This is a genomic window from Aminobacter niigataensis (assembly GCF_946995915.1).
Classification (GTDB): domain Bacteria; phylum Pseudomonadota; class Alphaproteobacteria; order Rhizobiales; family Rhizobiaceae; genus Aminobacter; species Aminobacter niigataensis.
On the sequence record NZ_OX341517.1, the window covers coordinates 1,607,789 to 1,627,676 of the forward strand.

At 64.6% G+C, this 19,888-nt stretch carries 21 protein-coding genes and 1 riboswitch; of the genes, 14 read left to right on the forward strand and 7 right to left on the reverse strand.

From position 1 onward, the window contains the following. The first annotated feature begins 59 nt into the window (after positions 1-59). From O1Y97_RS07810 to O1Y97_RS07830, 5 genes are all read left to right on the forward strand, one after another. Positions 60-668, forward strand: a complete 609-nt coding sequence (locus O1Y97_RS07810) for a J domain-containing protein (protein ID WP_108606808.1) — start codon at positions 60-62, stop codon at positions 666-668. A gap of 116 nt (positions 669-784) precedes the next feature. Next, positions 785-1,771: a cobaltochelatase subunit CobS gene (gene cobS / locus O1Y97_RS07815; RefSeq protein WP_067957584.1), complete on the forward strand. Its 987-nt coding sequence runs from the start codon at positions 785-787 to the stop codon at positions 1,769-1,771. A gap of 12 nt (positions 1,772-1,783) precedes the next feature. Further along, positions 1,784-3,682 carry a cobaltochelatase subunit CobT gene (gene cobT / locus O1Y97_RS07820; protein WP_108606809.1) on the forward strand — a complete coding sequence of 633 codons (1,899 nt, stop codon included), beginning with the start codon at positions 1,784-1,786 and terminating at the stop codon, positions 3,680-3,682. Next, positions 3,679-4,698, forward strand: coding sequence for an esterase-like activity of phytase family protein (locus O1Y97_RS07825; protein ID WP_318763653.1), 1,020 nt, complete (start codon positions 3,679-3,681; stop codon positions 4,696-4,698). The genes cobT and O1Y97_RS07825 overlap by 4 nt, the downstream gene beginning before the upstream one ends. Positions 4,699-4,745: 47 nt before the next feature. Next, positions 4,746-5,117 carry a nuclear transport factor 2 family protein gene (locus O1Y97_RS07830; RefSeq protein WP_318763654.1) on the forward strand — a complete coding sequence of 124 codons (372 nt, stop codon included), beginning with the start codon at positions 4,746-4,748 and terminating at the stop codon, positions 5,115-5,117. Positions 5,118-5,273: 156 nt separating this feature from the next. Here the strand turns inward: O1Y97_RS07830 and O1Y97_RS07835 are convergent, their stop codons facing one another. Then, positions 5,274-6,380 carry a saccharopine dehydrogenase family protein gene (locus O1Y97_RS07835; RefSeq protein WP_318763655.1) on the reverse strand — a complete coding sequence of 369 codons (1,107 nt, stop codon included), beginning with the start codon at positions 6,378-6,380 and terminating at the stop codon, positions 5,274-5,276. Between the two features lie 115 nt (positions 6,381-6,495). On the opposite strand from O1Y97_RS07835, the gene O1Y97_RS07840 reads away from it, so the two are divergent. Next, positions 6,496-6,924 carry an Lrp/AsnC family transcriptional regulator gene (locus O1Y97_RS07840; RefSeq protein ID WP_318763656.1) on the forward strand — a complete coding sequence of 143 codons (429 nt, stop codon included), beginning with the start codon at positions 6,496-6,498 and terminating at the stop codon, positions 6,922-6,924. Between the two features lie 6 nt (positions 6,925-6,930). On the opposite strand, the gene O1Y97_RS07845 is transcribed toward O1Y97_RS07840, so the two are convergent. Continuing rightward, positions 6,931-7,614, reverse strand: coding sequence for a queuosine precursor transporter (locus tag O1Y97_RS07845; RefSeq protein WP_108606814.1), 684 nt, complete (start codon positions 7,612-7,614; stop codon positions 6,931-6,933). A gap of 123 nt (positions 7,615-7,737) precedes the next feature. Next, positions 7,738-8,034: a 50S ribosomal protein L28 gene (rpmB, locus tag O1Y97_RS07850; RefSeq protein ID WP_108606815.1), complete on the reverse strand. Its 297-nt coding sequence runs from the start codon at positions 8,032-8,034 to the stop codon at positions 7,738-7,740. Between the two features lie 254 nt (positions 8,035-8,288). Here rpmB and O1Y97_RS07855 point away from each other — a divergent pair, with 254 nt between their 5' ends. Both O1Y97_RS07855 and yddG read left to right on the forward strand, forming a co-directional pair. Further along, a complete protein-coding gene (locus tag O1Y97_RS07855) occupies positions 8,289-9,071 on the forward strand; it encodes a DUF3108 domain-containing protein (RefSeq protein WP_108606816.1) in 783 nt (260 codons plus the stop codon). Between the two features lie 14 nt (positions 9,072-9,085). Then, entirely contained in the window at positions 9,086-9,982 is an 897-nt protein-coding gene (yddG, locus tag O1Y97_RS07860) for an aromatic amino acid exporter YddG (RefSeq protein WP_108606817.1), read from the forward strand. Here the strand turns inward: yddG and O1Y97_RS07865 are convergent. Next, on the reverse strand, positions 9,979-10,416 hold the full coding sequence (locus O1Y97_RS07865) for a cupin domain-containing protein (RefSeq protein WP_318763657.1): 438 nt from the start codon (positions 10,414-10,416) through the stop codon (positions 9,979-9,981). The two genes, yddG and O1Y97_RS07865, sit on opposite strands and share 4 nt — an antisense overlap. Before the next feature lie 3 nt (positions 10,417-10,419). Next, positions 10,420-11,187: a hydroxyacylglutathione hydrolase gene (gloB, locus tag O1Y97_RS07870; RefSeq protein ID WP_318763658.1), complete on the reverse strand. Its 768-nt coding sequence runs from the start codon at positions 11,185-11,187 to the stop codon at positions 10,420-10,422. Between the two features lie 107 nt (positions 11,188-11,294). Here gloB and O1Y97_RS07875 point away from each other — a divergent pair, with 107 nt between their 5' ends. From O1Y97_RS07875 to O1Y97_RS07885, 3 genes are all read left to right on the forward strand, one after another. Further along, positions 11,295-12,062 carry a class I SAM-dependent methyltransferase gene (locus O1Y97_RS07875; RefSeq protein WP_108606820.1) on the forward strand — a complete coding sequence of 256 codons (768 nt, stop codon included), beginning with the start codon at positions 11,295-11,297 and terminating at the stop codon, positions 12,060-12,062. Between the two features lie 88 nt (positions 12,063-12,150). Continuing rightward, the gene (locus O1Y97_RS07880; RefSeq protein WP_318763659.1) at positions 12,151-12,954 is read left to right on the forward strand and encodes a DUF1194 domain-containing protein; all 804 of its coding nucleotides are present in this window, start codon (positions 12,151-12,153) and stop codon (positions 12,952-12,954) included. Between the two features lie 132 nt (positions 12,955-13,086). Further along, positions 13,087-13,974 carry a lipid kinase gene (locus O1Y97_RS07885; RefSeq protein ID WP_108606822.1) on the forward strand — a complete coding sequence of 296 codons (888 nt, stop codon included), beginning with the start codon at positions 13,087-13,089 and terminating at the stop codon, positions 13,972-13,974. A 33-nt stretch (positions 13,975-14,007) separates the two neighbouring features. Here O1Y97_RS07885 and O1Y97_RS07890 read toward each other — a convergent pair whose 3' ends face one another. Next, on the reverse strand, positions 14,008-15,549 hold the full coding sequence (locus tag O1Y97_RS07890; RefSeq protein WP_318763660.1) for an MFS transporter: 1,542 nt from the start codon (positions 15,547-15,549) through the stop codon (positions 14,008-14,010). Between the two features lie 134 nt (positions 15,550-15,683). Between O1Y97_RS07890 and O1Y97_RS07895 the strand changes: the two genes are divergently transcribed. After that, positions 15,684-16,541 carry a LysR family transcriptional regulator gene (locus O1Y97_RS07895; protein ID WP_108606824.1) on the forward strand — a complete coding sequence of 286 codons (858 nt, stop codon included), beginning with the start codon at positions 15,684-15,686 and terminating at the stop codon, positions 16,539-16,541. A 47-nt stretch (positions 16,542-16,588) separates the two neighbouring features. On the opposite strand, the gene metA is transcribed toward O1Y97_RS07895, so the two are convergent. Continuing rightward, a complete protein-coding gene (gene metA / locus O1Y97_RS07900; RefSeq protein ID WP_318763661.1) occupies positions 16,589-17,512 on the reverse strand; it encodes a homoserine O-acetyltransferase MetA in 924 nt (307 codons plus the stop codon). A 51-nt stretch (positions 17,513-17,563) separates the two neighbouring features. Then, positions 17,564-17,641, reverse strand: a riboswitch (SAM riboswitch). A 152-nt stretch (positions 17,642-17,793) separates the two neighbouring features. On the opposite strand from metA, the gene hisC reads away from it, so the two are divergent. Together hisC and O1Y97_RS07910 are read left to right on the forward strand one after the other, a co-directional pair. Beyond that, on the forward strand, positions 17,794-18,906 hold the full coding sequence (gene hisC / locus O1Y97_RS07905; protein WP_183262474.1) for a histidinol-phosphate transaminase: 1,113 nt from the start codon (positions 17,794-17,796) through the stop codon (positions 18,904-18,906). Positions 18,907-18,909: 3 nt separating this feature from the next. After that, the gene (locus tag O1Y97_RS07910) at positions 18,910-19,845 is read left to right on the forward strand and encodes a prephenate/arogenate dehydrogenase family protein (RefSeq protein WP_318763662.1); all 936 of its coding nucleotides are present in this window, start codon (positions 18,910-18,912) and stop codon (positions 19,843-19,845) included. The last annotated feature ends 43 nt before the right edge of the window (positions 19,846-19,888 follow it).

Below are 19,888 nucleotides of genomic sequence, written 5' to 3' on the forward strand. Positions count from 1 at the left end.
AACATCCTCGAAATGTCAATTCTTGTTTCGCCGCGCCAAGAGGCGGTAAATACCATTAGATGAAGCCGTATCCGAAATATTTCGACAAGATCCGCGTCCGGCCCGATCCGGAAGCGGAGGTGAAGTCGCGCGCCCCGGCCTGCCAGTGGGACGGCTGCAAGCAGCCCGGCACGCACAAGGCGCCGGTCGGCCGCATGAAGGAAGGCGAGTATTTCCAGTTCTGCTTCGACCACGTGCGCGAGTACAACAAGGGCTTCAATTATTTCTCCGGCCTCGCCGACGGTGAGATCGCGCGCTTCCAGAAGGAGGCGATGACGGGCCACAGGCCGACCTGGACCATGGGTTCCAACAGTGCGGCGCGTTCGGCGCCCGACTTCGCCCAGCAGCGCTCGGGCCGCGCCGGCTACCACAACCGCATGCGCGATCCGCACAACATGTTCGGCACTGCCGGCGCGCCGCGACAGCGCAAGGCCAAGCCCCTCGAGGCCAAGGCGCTGGAGACGCTTGGGCTGGATTCGAAAGCGACTGGCGCCGACATCAAGGCGCGCTACAAGGAACTGGTGAAACGCCACCATCCCGACGCCAATGGCGGCGATCGGGGTTCGGAGGACCGCTTCAGGGATGTGCTCCAGGCATATCGCGTGCTCAAGCAAGCGGGATTGTGTTGAGCCAGCCGCGGCCGCGGCCTTTTTCCAACTTTCATCTGGTCGGAAAAGGCTTTAAGACCGCCCCCGAAGAAATTTTCGATTGCCGGCGTAGCTGAGGCTTCGCGCGTGGAGACGCTATGAACAAGGTCGATCGCGACATCACCAATCTGCCGGACACGACAGTGTCGGTGAAAGACACTTTCGGCTTCGATTCGAAGATGGTCGTGCCGGCCTATTCGGCGTCGTCGGAGCATGTGCCGGACATCGATCCGGACTATCTGTTCGACAAGGCGACGACGATGGCGATCCTCGCCGGCTTTGCCTACAACCGCCGCGTCATGGTGTCGGGCTATCACGGCACCGGCAAGTCGACCCACATCGAGCAGGTCGCAGCCCGCCTCAACTGGCCGATGGTCCGCGTCAACCTCGACAGTCATGTCAGCCGTATCGACCTCGTCGGCAAGGACGCCATCGTCGTCAAGGAAGGCATGCAGGTCACCGAGTTCAAGGACGGCATCCTGCCTTGGGCCTACCAGCACAATGTCGCGCTGTGCTTCGACGAGTACGATGCCGGGCGTCCTGACGTGATGTTCGTCATCCAGCGCGTGCTCGAATCGTCGGGCCGCCTGACCCTGCTCGACCAGAGCCGCGTCATCCGTCCGCACCCCGCCTTCCGCCTGTTCGCCACCGCCAACACGGTTGGCCTCGGCGACACGACCGGCCTCTATCACGGCACGCAGCAGATCAACCAGGCACAGATGGACCGCTGGTCGATCGTGACGACGCTGAACTACCTGCCGCACGACAACGAAGTGAACATCGTCATTGCCAAGGCAAAGCATTACCGTGACGCCAAGGGCAAGGAGATCGTCAACAAGATGGTCCGCGTTGCCGACATGACGCGTTCGGCTTTCATCAACGGCGACCTGTCGACCGTGATGAGCCCGCGTACCGTCATCACCTGGGCCGAGAACGCCGAGATTTTCGGCGATGTCGGCATGGCGTTCCGGCTGACCTTCCTCAACAAGTGCGACGAACTCGAACGCTCCGTCGTTGCCGAGTTCTACCAGCGCGCCTTCGGCGAGGACCTGCCCGAATCAGCCGCCAACGTCGTGCTGGGATAAGAACAGGCTCAGATGGCGGGGCCGGGCGACAACACGCGCAACAAATCGAAGACGGGCTCGGAGGCTGACAGCTTCAAGCGTGCCGTGACCGTCTCCATGCGCGCCATTTCGGGCGACAACGAGCTCGAAGTGGCATTCGCCAAGGAGCGGCCGGCACTCGCCGGCAATCGCGCCCGCCTGCCGGAACTGCCCAAGAAGGCTTCGGCCAGCGACATTGCCGTCACTCGCGGACTCGGCGATTCCATGGCGCTCAAGCGCGCCTGTCACGACACCCGCATCCACGCCCGCCTTGCGCCCGAGGGCAAGCAGGCCCGCGCCGTCTTCGACGCCGTCGAACAGGCCCGCGTCGAGGCGATCGGCAGCCGTGCCATGGCCGGCGTCGCCCAGAACATCACCTCGATGCTCGAGGACAAATACGCCAAGGCCAATCTGGCCGAGGTCACCGAACAGTCCGAAGCGCCGCTCGAGGAAGCCTTGGCGCTGATGGTGCGCGAGAAATTGACCGGCCAGCCCGTTCCCAAGAGCGGCGAGCGCATGGTCGAGCTCTGGCGCTCATGGGTCGAGGACAAGGCCGGCGGGGATTTCGAGGGGCTGCTCGGCAGCCTTGAAGACCAGCAGGCCTTCGCCCGTATGGTCCGCCACATGCTCGCTTCGCTGGAAATGGCCGAGGAATACGGCGACGACCAGGAAACCGAGGACAACGAGGACCAGGACGACGATCAGCCGCAAGGCGAGGAGCAGAGCGAGGACGGCGGCGAGGACGATTCCGGCGCCGACCAATCGCAGTCCGATGAGGCCGAATCCTCTGCCGAAGAGGAGCCGTCAGGCGAGATGGAGGCGTCCGACGCCACATCCGACGACATGTCCGACGACGACGATGTCGATTCGGAGACGCCGGGCGAGGCGCGCCGCCAGGACAATCCCTTCGCCAACTTGCCGAGGGAGATCGACTACAAGGTCTTCACCAACGCCTTCGACGAGACGGTGGGTGCCGAAGAACTGTGCGACGAGGACGAACTCGATCGTCTGCGCGCCTTCCTCGACAAGCAGCTCGCCAACCTGTCGGGCGTGGTCGGCCGTCTGGCCAACCGCCTGCAGCGCCGCCTGATGGCGCAGCAGAACCGTTCCTGGGACTTCGACCTGGAAGAGGGCTACCTCGATCCGGCCCGCCTCGTGCGCGTCGTCATCGACCCGATGCAGCCGCTGTCGTTCAAGCAGGAGCGCGACACCAAGTTCCGCGACACCGTCGTCACGCTGGTGCTCGACAATTCCGGCTCGATGCGCGGCCGTCCGATCACGGTTGCCGCCACCTGCGCCGACATCCTGGCGCGCACGCTGGAACGCTGCGGCGTCTCGGTGGAGATCCTCGGCTTCACCACGCGTGCGTGGAAGGGTGGGCAGGCGCGCGAGAAATGGCTGAAGGACGGCAAGCCGCCAAATCCCGGCCGCCTCAACGACCTGCGCCACATCATCTACAAGAGCGCCGACGCGCCCTGGCGGCGTTCGCGGCGCAATCTCGGCCTGATGATGCGCGAAGGCCTGCTCAAGGAAAACATCGACGGCGAGGCGCTGCTGTGGGCGCACCAGCGCCTGATCGCGCGGCCCGAGCAGCGCAAGATCCTGATGATGATCTCGGACGGCGCCCCGGTCGACGACTCGACGCTGTCGGTCAACCCCGGCAACTATCTCGAGCGCCACCTGCGCGCGGTCATCGACCTGATCGAGACGCGCTCGCCGGTCGAGCTTCTGGCCATCGGCATCGGCCACGACGTCACGCGCTACTATCGTCGTGCCGTCACCATCGTCGACGCCGAAGAACTGGCAGGCGCGATGACCGAGCAGCTTGCATCGCTGTTTGGCGAGGAGAGCGCCCGCGAGAACCGCCGCGGCGGCTTCCGGCGCGCCGGATGATCCTGTCCGCGGCCCGCCTGCGGCACATTGCTTGCGCTGCTGTGGCGGCGCTTGCCCTTTGCACGTCGCTCACCGCCTCATCGCGGGCCGAGCAACCCGCCATCGAACGCATCGAGATTTCCGCGCGCCCGATCGCCCGGTTCCAGATCGGCCTCGACGAGAAGATGTTCGGCCCGCTGGAGTTCGTCGGCGGCCTCGAACTGACCTCGTCTTCGCGCAATCTCGGCGCGCTGTCGGCGTTCCGCTTCCTCAAGCCGGGAAGCGACTTCATCGGCGTCGCCGACACCGGTTTCTGGTTCTTCGGCCGGATTTCCCGCGACGCCGCGTTGCGGCCTGCGGGCGTCGAGAATTTCAGCATGGTCCAGATGGTCGACGCCTCGGGCAATGCCATCGAAAAGAAGTGGATGGCCGATGCCGAAGGGCTCGCCGTCAGGGACGGCATCGCCACCGTCGGCTTCGAGCGTACCCACCGTATCGCCCAGTTCCGCATCGACCCCGCCAACATGAAGCCGGCGTTTCGCGAACTCGACTTCCTGGTACCGCGCAACGAACTGCGCCAGAACCGCGGCTTCGAGACCGTGGCCTATTCCGCCGAGAAGGGCGGGCTGGTGGTGGTGTCGGAAAAGAGCCTCGATCCGGCCGGCAACATCTTTGCCGCCATCATAGAGGGACCACAGAAGGGCATCTTCACCGTCAAGCGCGACGGCGAGTTCGACATCACCGATGGTGCCTTCCTGCCCGGCGGCGACCTGTTGCTGCTGGAGCGCAGCTTCTCGATGGCCTCAGGGGTCAAGATGCGGCTCAGGCGCATCGCTTCCGCCAGCATTGCCAAGGGCCAGGTTGCCGACGGCCAGGTGCTGCTGGAAGCCAACATGGGCTACCAGATCGACAATATGGAAGGGCTCGACGTCTGGCAGCGCAGCGACGGCGCGCTGATGGTGTCGCTGATCTCCGACGACAACCACTCGATCCTGCAGCGCAATCTCTACCTGGAATTCATCCTGCACGGCGATTGACCGGCAATTTTTCGCTATGGTCGATGCTTGCGATGCAGGAGCCGGCCATGTCGTCCGATGCCACCAGCCTCATCGACCGCTACTGCGCGGTCTGGAACGAACCCGACCCGGTGCGGCGCAAGGCGTCGCTCGAAGCTGTCTGGGCCGAGGGGGCGACATACACCGACCCGCGTGCCGACGCTGTCGGCGCAGACGAACTGCTGGCCCATATCGCAAACATTAGGGCTGGCCGCCCCGGCGCGGTGATCGTCCGTACGAGCGCCGTCGACCTTCACCACGGCATCGCACGTTTCGGATGGCGTGTCGTCGAGGCTGACGGCACACCGCTGCCCGAAGGGATCGATGTCGCCTTCCTGACGCCAGACGGCGAGCGTATCGAGCGTATCGTCGGCTTTTTCGGGCCGATGATGCGGATCTGATGTCGGTCGCTGGAGAAAGAGGGAGCCGCGTCTGCCCAGGCCCGCGCTCCCGCTGAACCCCACGCGAAATGCAAAAAAAAGCGAGGGGTCCCCCAACCCCTCGCTGCCCATAATTCTTGGCCTCCGGAGCATCCTCTCCGTGAGGCGACCGGCGGATCAGGCCGCCAAGTGCGCGGTGCCTGCCTGGGCGTAGTTGTGGCCGAAGCGGTTGGCCAGGAAAGCGTCGAGGGCGATGTCTTCCTGGCGGATGAAGCCCTGTTGCAGAAGCGCGCCGGAAGCCAGCATGTCGAGCACCGAGCAGATCCCTGACGCAGTGGTGATCTGGATGGCGCTGCGCGTCACCTTGCCCATCTGGCGGCTGTAAATCTTGTTGGCATAGCTTTCCTGCAGCAGGCGACCGCCCTTGCGGCCGCTGACGGTGACGAAGATCACCACCACGTCCTGCATGGTTGCCGGCAGCGAGTTCTCCAGGATGTCCTTGAGCACGTCGCGGCGGTGGCGCAGGCCGAGGTCGTTGAGCAGCGCCTTCATGATCGCGGCGTGGCCGGGATAGCGGATGGTGCGGTAGTTCAGCGTGCGCACCTTGCCCTTGTAGGTCTCGCACAGCGTGCCGAGACCGCCCGAGGTGTTGAACGCCTCATAGGTGATGCCGTCGAGCGAGAATTCTTCACGTTCTTCCAGCGGGGGCACTTCGACGAGCGAGCCTTCGACGATCGCCTCGCAGGGCTCGCAATATTCGTTGATGACGCCGTCGGTGCTCCAGGTCAGGTTGTAGTTGAGCGCATTCGACGGGTACTGCGGCAGGGCGCCGACGCGCATACGCACGCTTTCCAGCGTGTCGAAGCGCTTGGCAAGGTCGTTGGCGACGATCGAGATGAAGCCTGGCGCCAGACCGCATTGCGCGATGAAGGCGCTCTTGGCGGTGACGGCCAGTTCCCTGACGATGCGCGTCGAGGCGACGTCCTCGGTCAGGTCGAGATAGTGCACGCCGGCCTTGGCGGCGGCCTCGGCGATGCGCGTGGTGAGGTGGAAGGGGGCCGCCGAAAGCACGGCGAACTTGCCGGCCAGAACGGCGTCGAGCGCGCCGGCTTCCGAGATCTCGACCTTCAGCGTCTCGACGGGGTTGCCGGTTTCGAGCGAATCGAGGGCCGCCTGCGAGCGGTCGACCACGGTTACCTGGTAATCGCCCGTTTCAGCCAGCATGTCGGCGATGGTCGAGCCGATCTTGCCTGCGCCTACGACAACGATCTGTTTCATGGTCATGTCCCCTGCAAATGGATTTCGCGCGGATTCTATGCCTGCCTGCTGTCGAAAGGCAGTATCGATATTGCCGAAAAGCCGATATGATTTGAGCTATTCGCCGAAGAGATTTGTTGAAATGACGAACGATGCCGATCGCGCCTTGATTGCCCTGCTGCGCGAAAATGCCCGCGCCTCGACCGCCGAACTGGCACGCAAGCTCGGCGTGTCGAGGACGACGGTGCAAAGCCGCATCGAGCGGCTGGAACAGCGCGGGGTGATATCGGGCTACAGCGTCAAGCTGTCGGCGGACTACGAGAAGAATCTCGTCCGCGCCCACATATTGGTGACGGCTTTACCCAAGGTCTCGGCTGCGGTCGAGGCCGTGCTGCGGCGCATCCCCGAGGTCAGGACGCTGCACTCGGTCAGCGGCAACTTCGACATGATCGTGGTGGTGGAGGCCCCGTCGGTGCAGGATCTCGATACGCTGATCGACCGCATCGGTGCGCTCGACGGCGTCGAACGCACATTGTCGTCGATCATCCTGTCGACGCGAATCGACAGATAGGGCTGTCTAGTTGGCGGCCAGCGCAGGTTGGCTCCAGCGCGTGGCGATCAGCCGGTAGGGGATCAGCGCGAAGACGGCGATCAACAGCTTCACGATCAGGTCGCCAAGCGCCCAGGAAACCCAGCGAGGGGCTTCGGTGGCCATGATGCCGAACAGCGGCGCCGGTTCGATCGCGAAGGCGTCCTCGGGGCCGAGGAAGGCGAAGGCTGCGGCGAAGGCGACGCCGAAGAAGATCGCCGTGTCGAACACCGAGCCGACCAGCGTGCCGAAGATCGGTGCGCGCCACCAGCTCTGCCGGCGCAGCCAGTTGAACACGGTGACGTCGAGCAGCTGAGCGGTCAGGAAGGCGGTGCCGGAGGCCACCGCGATGCGGGCCAGGCGATCGGCGGCAGTGTCGAACGGAATGAGTCCGTAACGGAACAGGACCGGCGGAATGACGATCGAGCAGATCACCGCGATCATGAAACCGACGAAGACGATCCGCCGCGCCAGCTTCGGCCCGTAGCGGCGATTGGCGAGGTCGGTGACCAGGAACGAGAAGGGATAGGTGAAGGCGCCCCAGGTCAGGATGTCGGCCAGCGCCAGCGATCCGACCTGTCCCTGCATCGGGAACTGGACGAGAATGTTGGAGGCGACGACGACAAGCGCCATGGCCGCCACGAAAGGCAGATATTTTGAACCGGAGTTCATTTTTTTATCCTGGGTAATGGAACCAGCGGTACGGGCGTCGCCCGGGCGGATTTGGTCGGAGCCTCTATCGTCCTTGCGGCGCGCAGAGGCTCCAGGCGGTCGTCCCCCGCCTTGATTCGTCGATTAGGCTGCAGCCTGCTCGGCGGTCTTCTTGGCGATCTGCTTCTTGAGCAGGCGCGCGCGCTGCGACAGCTCTTCGGCGTCAGCCTTGATCAGGAAGGCGTCGAGGCCACCGCGATGCTCGACCGAACGCAGGGCGTTGGCCGAAATGCGCAGGCGCACGTTCTGGTTCAGCGTCTCGGAGATGAGCGTGACGTTGACCAGGTTCGGCAGGAAGCGACGACGGGTCTTGTTGTTGGCGTGGCTCACATTGTTGCCGGTCATGACGGCTTTGCCGGTGAGTTCGCAAGCGCGGGACATGTTACTTACCTTCAGTTCTGGCGGACCAAGCGACGATAACGCACCGATTAAGGATGGCGCGCGGTCTCAGTCAGGCGGCCTCATGGAAAAAGTTGGCGTTCCATAGGTGTATTTGGCTGACGCGTCAAGCGTCCCGGTGGTTTCGGGGCGTTGTCCCCAACTCCACAGAATGGCCGGAATTGGTTCTATAACCGATTGCAAGGGACACGAACAGCCGGAAGTCAGCTTCCGCTGACGATGAGGTGTTCCCTACAATGCCGCGCCTTTCGCCTATCCTGCTTGCTTTCGCTCTCGCCATGCTGCCCTCGCAATCGCCGGCGGCGGCCAAATCCTTCAGCGGCGACTATTCGCTGTCCTTCCTCGGCATTCCGGTTGCCAAGGCCACCTTCGACAGCCGCTACGATGGCGATTCCTACGAGGTGACGGGCAAGGTCTCCAGCGCCGGACTTGCTGCATTCTTCGACGACACCCGCGGCACGATCTCGTCGCGCGGCAGCTTTGGCGAAGGCCGCACCCGCCCGCGCGCCTTCCGTGCCGACTATGTCTCGGGCAAGGTCAACTCGCTCGTCGATGTCCGCTTCTCCGGCGATCAAGTCAGCCGCAGCGAGGTCGTGCCGCCGCCCAGGAAACGCGGCAAGACCTGGATTCCGCTCGGAGCGGGCGACCTTCGCGCCGTCGCCGATCCGATTGCCGCCACGATCATCCGTGCCCCCGGCCTCGACAAGGTCTGCGGCCGGACGGTCAAGATGTACGATGGCGAGTTGCGTGCCGACCTCAGGCTGACCGAGGTTTCGCGCAAGAAGATGTCGGTCAAGGGTTTCTCCGGCGACACGGTCACCTGCCGCATGGGTTTCCAGCCGGTCTCGGGCTACCGCACCGACAAGAAGGCGCTGACCTTCCTGCGTGACCGCAGCCGCATCATGGTGACGTTTGCGCCGCTCGGCGAAACCGGGGTATATGCGCCCATCTACGCCACCGTCAGCACGGAGATCGGCACGATCACGGTGAAGGCACGGCGGTTCGAAGCGACCGATTAGACCGGGAGGGGTAAGTGGGGCGCGCGACTTTGATCGGATTTTCGGCAGTCGCCATGTGGGCACTGCTGGCGCTGCTGACCGACGCTTCGGGCTCGGTGCCGCCTTTCCTGCTTTCGGCCATCACCTTTGCCATCGGCACCTGCGTCGGCCTCGTGGCCCGACTGTTCATGGCCAAGCCTGAGAAGGCCGAGAGAATTCCGCCGCAGGTCTGGGTGATCGGCATTGCCGGGCTGTTCGGCTACCATTTCTTCTACTTCACGGCGCTGCGCAACGCGCCGGCGGTCGAGGCCAGCCTGATCGCCTATCTCTGGCCGCTGTTCATCGTGCTGGGCTCGGCCCTGATGCCAGGCGAGCGGTTGCGCTGGAACCACATCGCCGGCGCGCTGCTCGGCCTTGCCGGCACCTTCCTTATCGTCACCAAGGGTGGCGGGCTCGCCTTCGACGCGCAATACAGCTTCGGCTACGCCATGGCCTTCGCCTGCGCCTTCCTGTGGTCGGGCTATTCGCTGCTGTCGCGCCGCTTCCCGTCGGTGCCGACGACAATCGTCACCTGGTTCTGCCTGGCAACGTCGGTGCTGTCGCTTGTCTGCCATCTGGCGCTGGAAGAGACCGTGCTGCCGGCTAATGCCGGCCAGTGGCTTGCCGTGCTCGGCCTTGGCCTGATGCCGGTCGGTGCGGCCTTCTATGCCTGGGATATCGGCGTCAAGCGCGGCAACATTCAGGTGTTGGGGGCGGCGAGCTATGCCGCGCCGCTATTGTCGACGCTGGTGCTGATCGCAGCCGGCTTCGCCGAGCCAAGCTTGCGCATCCTGGCGGCTTGCGTGCTCATCACCGGCGGTGCGGTGCTGGCAGCCAAATCGCTGATCTTCGGCGGGCGCAAGGGGACGGCAGCAGACGGGGTAGGGGCTTAGTCCGGCTTGGGCTCCCAGCCGGGTTCGGCCAGTTCGAACTGGGCGAAATCGAAGCCGGGCGAGACCGTGCAGCCGACCAGCGTCCAGTCGCCGAGGCAACGCGCGGCCTGCCACCAGCCCGCAGGCACGACGCATTGCGGGCGTTCTCCTGCCGCAAGGTTGATGCCGAGCGTCTGGGCGACGATATCACTGCCTTCCCGATGCAGCCTGAGCTCGATCGGTGCGCCGGCATGATAGTGCCATATCTCGGCGGCATCCCTAACCCGGTGCCAGTGCGAGACATCGCCATTTTCCAGCAGGAAGTAGATTGCCGTCGAGTGGCCGCGCGCACCCTGCGGCCCGCCCTCGGGATTGTCGCGAAAGGTCTCGACATACCAGCCGCCCTCGGGATGGCGGCGCATGCCGAGCAGCGCGATGATCTCGGCGGCCAGCATCGCTCAGAAATTGTCCTTGCGCTTGCGGATCTCGGCAAACACATCGACATCCGAGGCCTTTTCCATGCCGAGATGTTTGCGCACGCCAGGATCGGCCCAGCGCAGGAAGGGGTTGGTGGCCAGTTCTTCACCGATGGTCGTCGGCAGCGTCGGCTTGCCGTCGGTCCGCAGCGCCTCGATCTTTTCGGCGCGGGCCCGCAACGCAGCATTGTCCGGGTCGATGGTCAGGGCGAAGCGGGCATTGGACAGCGTGTACTCATGCCCGCAATAGACCACGGTCTCAGCGGGCAGGGCGGCGAGCTTCTTCAGTGATTCGAACATGACCGGCGCCGGGCGCTCGAACAGCCGGCCGCAGCCGAGCGCAAACAGCGTGTCGGCCGTGAAGGCGATCTTCGACTTCGGCAGGTGGTAGCAGACATGGCCGGCGGTGTGGCCGGGCGTCTCGATGACCTCGATAGTCTCGTTGCCGAAGGGAATCACCGAACCTTGCTCGACCGTGTCGTCAATGCCGGGAATTTTGTCGCGCTCGGCCTCGGGGCCGACGATACGCAGCTTGTAGCGCTGCTTGAGCGCCAGATTGGCTTCGACATGGTCTGCGTGATGATGGGTCGTCAGGATCATCGACGGCGTCCAGCCGCTGTGTTCGATCGCCGAAAGGATCGGTGCCTCCTCCGGCGCGTCGACGATCGCCGTCTCGCCGCTCTCGCGTTCGTGCAACAGCGCCCCGAAATTGTCGGTGCGGCACATGAAAAGTCTGATCTCGACCGGCATCGTAAAACTCCACTTCTGGCGGGAACGATAGGGCGCGCGTCAGGCGCTGTCACCCCAATTGGGGCGGGGTCGTTGAAGTCGGCCGTGCGCGCGTCTACGTTCCGGTGATGAATTCCGACATCGTCGACCTTCGCTCGTTCTACTCGACACCGCTCGGCCGCCTGGCCGAGCAGTCGATCACCATGGGGTTGTCGTCGGTGTGGGCAGGCCTACCCAACGAGCGGCTGGTCGGGCTCGGCTACACGCTGCCCTGGCTCGACCGCTTCGGCAGCGATGCCGAGCGGGTCTTCGCCTTCATGCCGGCAACGCAGGGCGCGGTCGTGTGGCCGGCGAATGGCCCGTCGTCGACGGCGCTTGTCTTCGACGAGGAACTGCCGCTTGTCGATTCCTCGATCGACCGGGTGCTGCTCGTCCATTCGCTCGAACATGCCGAGAGCCCGCGCGAGACGCTGAAGGAGATCTGGCGCGTGCTGTCGCCGGCCGGGCGCATCGTCATCGTCGTGCCCAACCGGCGCGGTGTCTGGGCCCGTTTCGAGCACACGCCGTTCGGGACCGGCCGGCCGTTCTCCTCCGGTCAGCTCAACGAGCTTCTGCGCGAAGCCAATTTCACCGTGTCGGCGTGGTCGGACGCGCTGCATTTCCCGCCGTCGCGGCGCAAGTGGATGATGAAGTTCGACCACCTGTTCGAACGCGCCGGTCGTCGCCTGTGGCCGATCTTCTCAGGCGTCATCGTGGTCGAGGCGCAAAAGCGCGTCTACCAGGGCATCCCGGTGGCGCAGCGCGCCTCGCGCCGCGTGTTCATGCCGGTGCTGTCGCCCAGCGGCGCCACGCGCGGCTTTCCTGCCTTGCGGCGCGGCGACGAGCGTGGCGGCTGAGCTTCACCTCACGAAGGGGTGAAGCCGGGGCACTTCCATTCCGGCGCCATTGCCGCGACACTCCAGCGGCCGACAGGGGTGTCCGTCGATGCTGGAAGCGCTGGCGATCGTCTTGTGCCTGGGCTGCGAATTGCCCAAGCCCCTGGCCGTGCCTGTGGCGGGCTTGTCTGTCGATGTCGAGCTGGTGCTGGCCGTCGACGTGTCGCGCTCGATGGACCTGGAGGAGTTCACGCTCCAGCGTGCCGGCTATGTCGAAGCGTTGCGCCATCCCGATTTCGTCGATGCGGTTCTGTCCGGCCAGAACGGCCGTGTCGCCATCACCTATTTCGAATGGGCCGGCACCGTCCGCGAGGAGTCGGTCGTACCCTGGGAGGTCATCGACAGTGCTGCGAGTGCTGCCGCATTCGCGGCCAAACTGGAGGCGCGGCCGTTCAGCGGCTTTCGCGGCACCTCGATCTCTGGCGCCGTCACCTATGGTGCGGCCCTGTTCGACCGCAACGCCGCCGAGGGCTTTCGCCGCGTCATCGACATTTCGGGCGACGGGCCGAACAATTTCGGCTCACCGGTGGTCCGGGCCCGCGACGCCGCGGTGGCGCAGGGCATCGTCATCAACGGCCTGCCGATCCTGATCCGGCCGTCGCGCACGGCCGCCGAGCTCGATCGCTATTATGCCGAATGCGTCACAGGCGGACCGGGCTCGTTCGTCTTGCCGATCCGTGCCGCGGCGGAGTTCGCGATGGCCATCCGGCGCAAGCTGGTGCTCGAGGTCAGCGGCAATACCGACCTGTCGCCGGTCGTCAGGATCGATGCGGCCGCTCCGGTCGACTGCATGGCCGGCGAGCGCGACCGGCGGATCTATTCCGATCCCTATTTTCCCCAACTCGACCGGTAGGTTATCCCTCCTGATTTAGGGGGTGCATCTTAAAATAGTACGGTTTGCTTCCTAGATGACGCGGGACAGACCTGCCTTTCGACAACAACAGGGAATGCCCTCCTGACCGACGTCATCCACCAGAAACGCGCCGTGCAACATTCCAAGGGCAAGCGCGCGATGCTGATCGTCAATCCGCGCGCCCGCCGCGGCGGCGGCTCCATAGATGCTGCCCGTCAGGTGCTTGTCGATGCCGGCATCGACATCGAGGAAATGACGACCAGCAAGGATGAGAACGCCTCCGAGCTGATTTCGCGCCATGCCGACCATTTCGACATGGCGATCGTCGGCGGCGGCGACGGCACGTTGAACAATGCGGCCTCCGGCCTTGCCTATTGCGGCCTGGCGCTCGGCGTGCTGCCGCTGGGCACTGCCAACGATTTCGCCCGTACTATGGGCATCCCGACCGATCCGGTGAAGGCTGCCGAAGTCATCGCCGCCGGTCATGAGACGACGGTCGATCTCGGCGAGGTCAATGGCCATCTGTTCTTCAACGTTGCCAGCATTGGCTTCAGTGCCGAACTGGCGGGCGAACTCACCGAGCACGCCAAGAAGCGCTGGGGCACGCTCGGCTACGGCATCGTCGCGGCGCGGCTGTTGATGCGCTCGCGGCTGTTCACTGCCTATGTCGACCATGACGACACGACCGAAGAAATCCACACCATGCAGGTCTCGGTCGGCAATGGCCGCCATTATGGTGGCGGCATGACGGTCGAGGAGACCGCGACGGCCGACGATGGCTGGCTCGATCTCTACAGCCTCGAGGTCGACCACTGGTGGCGGTTGCTGCGCCTGCTGCCCAGCCTGCGCAAGGGCACCCAAGGCCAATGGGACGATGTCCGGGCCTTCAAGACCACCGAGGTGACCATCCGCACCAAGCGGCCGCGTCCGGTCAACACCGACGGCGAACTGGTCACCTGGACCCCGGCGCATTTCCGCATCCGGCCGAAGTCGGTGCGCGTGTTCGCGCCGAAGGGATAAGGCCGGGCGCCAAGGGGGCCCGGCCCTTGAGCGTCAGATTGCCGACGTCTCGGCCTTCGTCACATCAGTCGACTTGCCGGCCCCGAACAGCGCGAAGCTGATCGCCGCCAGGACCCACACGCCGATGCCGCCATAAAGCATCACCCAGCCGAAGCCATTGACCAGTGCGGCGTGGACGACATCGGCTGGCACTTCAAGCGCGCCTTGCGCGCCCTCGAGCGAAGGCGTCGCGCCGCCGGCGGCGATACGCTCGGCAAGCATCCTCAGTTGGCCGGTGTCGTCAACTGCGGGCAGGGCGCTTCTCAGCCCTGAGAGGATGCCCTCGACCAGCACGAAGCCCATCACGGCAATGTTGACGGCGAGTGCGATCAGCCTTGCGCTGGTGTCTATGCCCGAGGCCATGCCGGCGCGGCTGGCCGGCACCGAGCCGGTGGTCATGTTGGTGGCGGGGGTCGTCGTCAGGCCGAGGCCGATGCCGGCAATCAACGCGCCGGGCAGCACGGCCAGGCCGCTTGCGCCGTCGATGCGGCTGCCCACCCACATGCCGATGAAGCCGAGGCCGATGGTGAACAGGCCGAGCGGGATGACGGTGCGGGCGCTGGTGCGCAGGAGCAGATACTGGGCCACCGGCGGCATCACTAGGAAGGGCACGGTGTAGGCGAGCAGTGCCAGTCCGGTCGCGGTGCTGTCGTAGCCAAGGCCGACGGTGAAGTAGATCGGCAGATAGACCATGAACGGCCAGTAGCTGAAGTTCATGCCGATGCAACCGACGATGGCGCCGGAGAAATCGCGGATTCTGAACACCGAGAAATCGAACATCGGATGGGGATGCAGCCGCTCGACAGCGACAAAGGCGACCAGGCCTACCAGCGTTGCGGCTGCGATACCGATGGCGGTCGGGCTCAGGAAGCCAAGATCGGCGCTCTGGGTGATGTAGAAGGTGAGGCCGAGGACCGTGGCGCTCAGCGTGGCGATGCCGAGCAGGTCGAGCTTCCTGGCCCGCGGGTCGCGCGATTCTTCCACGCCGCTGAAGGTCAGCCCCAGGCACAGCAGCGCCAGCGGCGCGTGGACCAGGAAGACCCACTGCCAAGTCGACAGGGCGACGATCATGCCGCCGATGATCGGTCCGAAGCCCAGGCCGATACCGGCGATCACGCCCCAGATGGCGAAGGCATTGCCGCGCGCCTTGGCATCGTCGAACTGGTTGGAGAGGATGGCGATCGAGCAGATGAACATCGCTCCGCCAGCCATGCCCTGCAGGAACCGGCTAATGATCAGCACTTCGGTGTTGGGTGCAATGCCGCACATCAGCGACGTCACGCCGAAGGCAATGACGGTAATGGCAAAGACAAGCCGGCGCCCGAAGCGGTCGGCAAGCGTGCCGGTGGCCATCAGCACCGTCGTGCAGGCGATGGTGTAGGCATTCATGATCCACTGCATGTCCTTGAAGTCGGCCTGCAGCACATGTTCGAGCGTCGGCAGGATCACCGGCACGCTGGAAATTTCGAGGCCGAACATCAGCGAGGCCAGGCAGACTGCACCGAGCGCTATGTAGTTTCTGCTTGCTTGGTTCATCTGGCACCTCTGCTGCAGGCAGGTGCGATGGGCACTGCCGTACTGTTGCTTTGAGCGTTCCAGATAAGCGACGCTTGTACATATAAAAATGCTATGCAATCCTATTTCAGTGATAACGAAATGGAATAAATGAGATGCTGTGGCTGGATGCTGAAGCGGTGCGGAACTTCGTCATGGTGGCGGAACTGCAGAGTTTCACGCGCGCCGCCGACGCTTTGGGTTCGACGCAGGCGGCCGTCAGCGTCAAGCTGAAGCGGCTGGAGGAGCGGGTCGGCCGCAAGCTGATCGAACGCACGCCGCGCCGCGTTAGGCTCTCGGCCGAAGGCGCTCTGTTCATCGATTCCGCGCGCGCGTTTCTTGTCGCGCATGACAATGCAGTCGCCGGCCTTTCCTGCGGCACGCGCCACTTCGCGCTCGGCATTGCCGGGCATGTCGCCGGGCCGGAGGTGACGACGCTGCTGGCACGGCTCAACCAGCATGACCCGGCGCTGACGATCGAGGTCCAGGTCGACAATTCGAGCAATCTGCTCGATGCCTTCGATCGCGGCAAGCTGGATGCGGCGATCGTCAGGCGCGAGGACGACCGCCGCGATGGCGAGGTCTTGGGACCCGAGCATTTCGGCTGGTTCGCCACTCCGGACTTCCATCATCGCCAGGGCGAGCCGATCCGGCTGGCGACGCTGTCGCGAGCTTGCGGCGTGCGCGACGTGGCCACGCGCAAGCTCGACGATGCCGGTATCCCGTGGGTCGAGGTGTTCGTCGGTGGCGGCTCATCGCTGGTGACGGCAGGTGTCGCAGCAGGGCTTGCGACGTCCGTTTTCCCGAGCAGGCTGGCGCCGCCCGGCACCGTCGAGATCAGCCGCAAGTTCGGCCTGCCGGCAGTGCCGTCATCGGAGATCGTGCTGCACACCACGCTGACCGACCGCCGGTCGCGCGAGGCGCTGCGCATCCTCGCCTGCGCCTTCCGCGAACACCGGGCATCGGCGGGGTAGGGTGCCAGGCCACGCCCGGATGCCGAGCGCGGCCATGTTGCGATCGGCTACCGACCCTTGCCGATGCTTTCCATGTCGTACTCGGTGGTCTGGTAGACCCGGTTGATCCAGTTGCCGAACAGCAAATGGGCATGCGAGCGCCAGCGGTTGAGCGGCCGGCGCTGCGGGTCGTCGTCGGGGTAATATTCGTGCGGCACCGCGATCTCGACGCCGGCGGCCACGTCGCGGTCGTACTCTTCCTTGAGCGAGGTCGAGTCGTATTCGATGTGGTTGAACATGTAGAGCCGGTTGCCGGCCTCTTCGGCCAGCAGGCTCGGGCCCGTCTCTTCCGATTCCATCAGCAGTTCCAGGCCGGAGCCCTCGGGAATGTCTTGGGCACGGACCTCCGTCCAGCGCGACACCGGAATGGCGAAATCGTCCGAGAAGCCGGCGAGATAGGGGGATGCGGGAGCGTTGTTGTTGTGACGGAACACGCCGAAGGCCTTCTGCTCCAGCGTGTGCTTCGGAACGCGGTGGAAATGCCATGCGGCCGCCATCGCTCCCCAGCAGATGAAGAACGGCGAGTGCACGTTGGTCGTCGTCCAGTCCATGATCTGCTTGAGTTCGTCCCAGTAGGTCACGTCCTCGAAGGGCAGCAGCTCCACTGGCGCGCCGGTGATGATGAAACCGTCGAACTTGCGGTCCTTCACCTCTTCCCAGGTCTGGTAGAAGGCAATGAGATGGTCCTCGGAGGTGTTCTTGGCCTTGTGGGTGCCGATACGCACCAGCGTCAGCTCCACCTGCAGCGGGCTGGCACCGATCAGGCGGGCGATCTGGGTCTCGGTCCTGACCTTGTTGGGCATCAGGTTGAGCAGGCCGATCTGCAGCGGGCGGATGTCCTGGCGGAGCGCTGTCTGCTCGTCCATGACGGAGACGCCCTCTTTCACCAGTACTTCGCGGGCGGGGAGTTGATCCGGGATCTTGATCGGCACTGTTGCGAACTCCAAAAAACAAAAACCGGCATTGCTGTCGCAAAGCCGGTTTACGGATCGCAAACGGCCCTTTAGCGACTTGTTTAACGTGGCTGCAAGCCGACCGGCCAAATCACCACGGGTCTATGCCCTGCTATTACGCCTGGGCGCGGATTGCGTCAACCGCGACCCAATGGTCCAGCCAGGACCGCCGTTTCCTTCGGTTTTCCTCGACATTGGCGGCCCCGGGGGGTATTTCCGCTGCGGCCTCCATCCGGAGGCGCCAATCCAGGATTTTCGACATGACCAAGGCACCTGAGCAGATTCGCCCCGAACCCCGCGCCGGCATCATGGACATCGCAGCCTATGTCCCCGGCAAGAGCGCAGCTCCCGCAGGCGTCACCAAGGTCCATAAGCTCTCGTCGAACGAAAATCCGCTCGGCGCCTCGCCCCATGCCATCGAGGCGGTGAAGAAACTCGCCGACAAGATGGAGTATTATCCCGACGGGTCGTCGTCACGCCTGAGACAGGCGATTGCGGCGACCCATGGGCTCAACCCGGCCAACATCCTGTGCTCGAACGGCTCGGACGAGGTGCTCGGCCTGCTGTCGCAGAGCTACCTGTCGCCGGGCGACGAGGCGGTCTACACCGAGCACGGCTTCATGGTCTACAAGATCTACATCCAGGCCGCCGGCGCCACGCCGGTCGTCGCCAAGGAAGACGCCGAGAAGGCCAGCGTCGACACCATCATTGCCGCGCTGACGCCGAAGACCAGGATCGTCTTCCTGGCCAACCCCAATAACCCCACCGGCACCTACGTGCCGTTCGAGGAGGTCCGTCGCCTGCACGCGGCGCTGCCGAAGAACGTGCTTCTGGTGCTCGACGCCGCCTATGCCGAGTATGTCCGCCGCAACGACTATGAGGCGGGTGTCGAACTGGTGGCGGCCAACGAGAACGTGGTGATGACGCGCACCTTCTCCAAGATCCATGGCCTCGGCGGCATGCGCATCGGCTGGGTCTACGCGCCGTCGCACGTCATCGACGTGCTGGAGCGCATGCGCGGACCGTTCAACGTCAACGCGGCGGCCATCGAGGCCGGAGTGGCGGCGATGGAAGACCGCGCCCATGTCGAACGCACCATCGCCCACAACGCCCAGTGGGCTGAGTGGCTGGTGCAGGAATTCGAGAAGCTCGGCCTGCGCGTTACGCCTTCGGTCGGCAACTTCCTGCTGGTTCACTTCCCGGACGATGCCAAGCATTCGGCAGCAGTTGCCGATGAGTATCTCAGCGCGCGCGGGTATATCCTGCGCAGGGTCGCCGGCTACGGCTTCCCCAATGCGCTGCGGATGACCATCGGCACCGAAGAGGCCAATCGCGGCGTCATTGCCGCACTCACCGAATTCCTGAAAAGTTGAAAAATGTCCAAAGCCCTGTTTGACAAGATCGCCCTCGTCGGCATCGGCCTGATCGGCTCGTCGCTGGCCCGCGTCATCCGCCGCGAAGGAATTGCCCGCCACATCGCCATTTCGACCCGTAGCGCGTCAACCCTGGCGCGGGCCGAGGAACTCGGCCTCGGCGACAGCTACTCGACCGACGCCCAGGAAGCGGTGAAGGATGCCGACCTCGTCATCGTTTCGGTGCCGGTCGGCTCCTCCGGTGCCGTGGCCGCCGAGATAGCGCCGGCGCTGAAGCCCGGCGCCATCCTCACCGACGTCGGCTCGACCAAGGCCTCCGTCATCGCGCAGATGGCCCCGTACGTGCCCGTGGGCGTGCACTTCATCCCCGGCCACCCGCTGGCCGGTACCGAGAAGTCGGGACCCGACGCCGGCTTCGCCGACCTGTTCGAGAACCGCTGGTGCATCTTCACGCCGCTGCCGGATACCGATCCCGTGGCGCTCGAAAAGCTGTCGGAGTTCTGGCGCCGCTGCGGCTCCAACATCGACACGATGGATCCCGAGCATCACGACATGACGCTCGCCATCGTTTCGCACCTGCCGCACATCATCGCCTACAACATCGTCGGTACCGCCGACGACCTGGAGTCGGTGACCAAGTCGGAAGTCATCAAGTATTCGGCTTCGGGTTTCCGCGACTTCACCCGTCTCGCCGCCTCCGACCCGACGATGTGGCGCGACGTTTGCCTGCACAACAAGGACGCGATCCTGGAAATGCTGGCGCGCTTCTCCGAGGACCTCGCCTCGCTGCAGCGGGCGATCCGCTGGGGCGACGGCGACAAGCTGTTCGAGATGTTCACCCGCACCCGCGCCATCCGCCGGTCGATCATCGACGCCGGCCAGGAGGTCGACGTGCCGAACTTCGGCCGCGAGGCGATCGAACATCCGGTGAAGAACTAGGGAATAGCGGATAGGGAGTAGTGAGTAGCGAATAGTGACATGC

Bases quoted from the DNA above. Each gene is read 5' to 3' on its own strand.
- O1Y97_RS07810 (WP_108606808.1), top strand. From the start codon at position 60: ATGAAGCCGTATCCGAAATATTTCGACAAGATCCGCGTCCGGCCCGAT.
- cobS (WP_067957584.1), top strand. From the start codon at position 785: ATGAACAAGGTCGATCGCGACATCACCAATCTGCCGGACACGACAGTG.
- cobT (WP_108606809.1), top strand. From the start codon at position 1,784: ATGGCGGGGCCGGGCGACAACACGCGCAACAAATCGAAGACGGGCTCG.
- O1Y97_RS07825 (WP_318763653.1), top strand. From the start codon at position 3,679: ATGATCCTGTCCGCGGCCCGCCTGCGGCACATTGCTTGCGCTGCTGTG.
- O1Y97_RS07830 (WP_318763654.1), top strand. From the start codon at position 4,746: ATGTCGTCCGATGCCACCAGCCTCATCGACCGCTACTGCGCGGTCTGG.
- O1Y97_RS07835 (WP_318763655.1), bottom strand. From the start codon at position 6,380: ATGACCATGAAACAGATCGTTGTCGTAGGCGCAGGCAAGATCGGCTCG.
- O1Y97_RS07840 (WP_318763656.1), top strand. From the start codon at position 6,496: ATGACGAACGATGCCGATCGCGCCTTGATTGCCCTGCTGCGCGAAAAT.
- O1Y97_RS07845 (WP_108606814.1), bottom strand. From the start codon at position 7,614: ATGAACTCCGGTTCAAAATATCTGCCTTTCGTGGCGGCCATGGCGCTT.
- rpmB (WP_108606815.1), bottom strand. From the start codon at position 8,034: ATGTCCCGCGCTTGCGAACTCACCGGCAAAGCCGTCATGACCGGCAAC.
- O1Y97_RS07855 (WP_108606816.1), top strand. From the start codon at position 8,289: ATGCCGCGCCTTTCGCCTATCCTGCTTGCTTTCGCTCTCGCCATGCTG.
- O1Y97_RS07865 (WP_318763657.1), bottom strand. From the start codon at position 10,416: ATGCTGGCCGCCGAGATCATCGCGCTGCTCGGCATGCGCCGCCATCCC.
- gloB (WP_318763658.1), bottom strand. From the start codon at position 11,187: ATGCCGGTCGAGATCAGACTTTTCATGTGCCGCACCGACAATTTCGGG.
- O1Y97_RS07875 (WP_108606820.1), top strand. From the start codon at position 11,295: ATGAATTCCGACATCGTCGACCTTCGCTCGTTCTACTCGACACCGCTC.
- O1Y97_RS07880 (WP_318763659.1), top strand. From the start codon at position 12,151: ATGCTGGAAGCGCTGGCGATCGTCTTGTGCCTGGGCTGCGAATTGCCC.
- O1Y97_RS07890 (WP_318763660.1), bottom strand. From the start codon at position 15,549: ATGAACCAAGCAAGCAGAAACTACATAGCGCTCGGTGCAGTCTGCCTG.
- O1Y97_RS07895 (WP_108606824.1), top strand. From the start codon at position 15,684: ATGCTGTGGCTGGATGCTGAAGCGGTGCGGAACTTCGTCATGGTGGCG.
- hisC (WP_183262474.1), top strand. From the start codon at position 17,794: ATGACCAAGGCACCTGAGCAGATTCGCCCCGAACCCCGCGCCGGCATC.
- O1Y97_RS07910 (WP_318763662.1), top strand. From the start codon at position 18,910: ATGTCCAAAGCCCTGTTTGACAAGATCGCCCTCGTCGGCATCGGCCTG.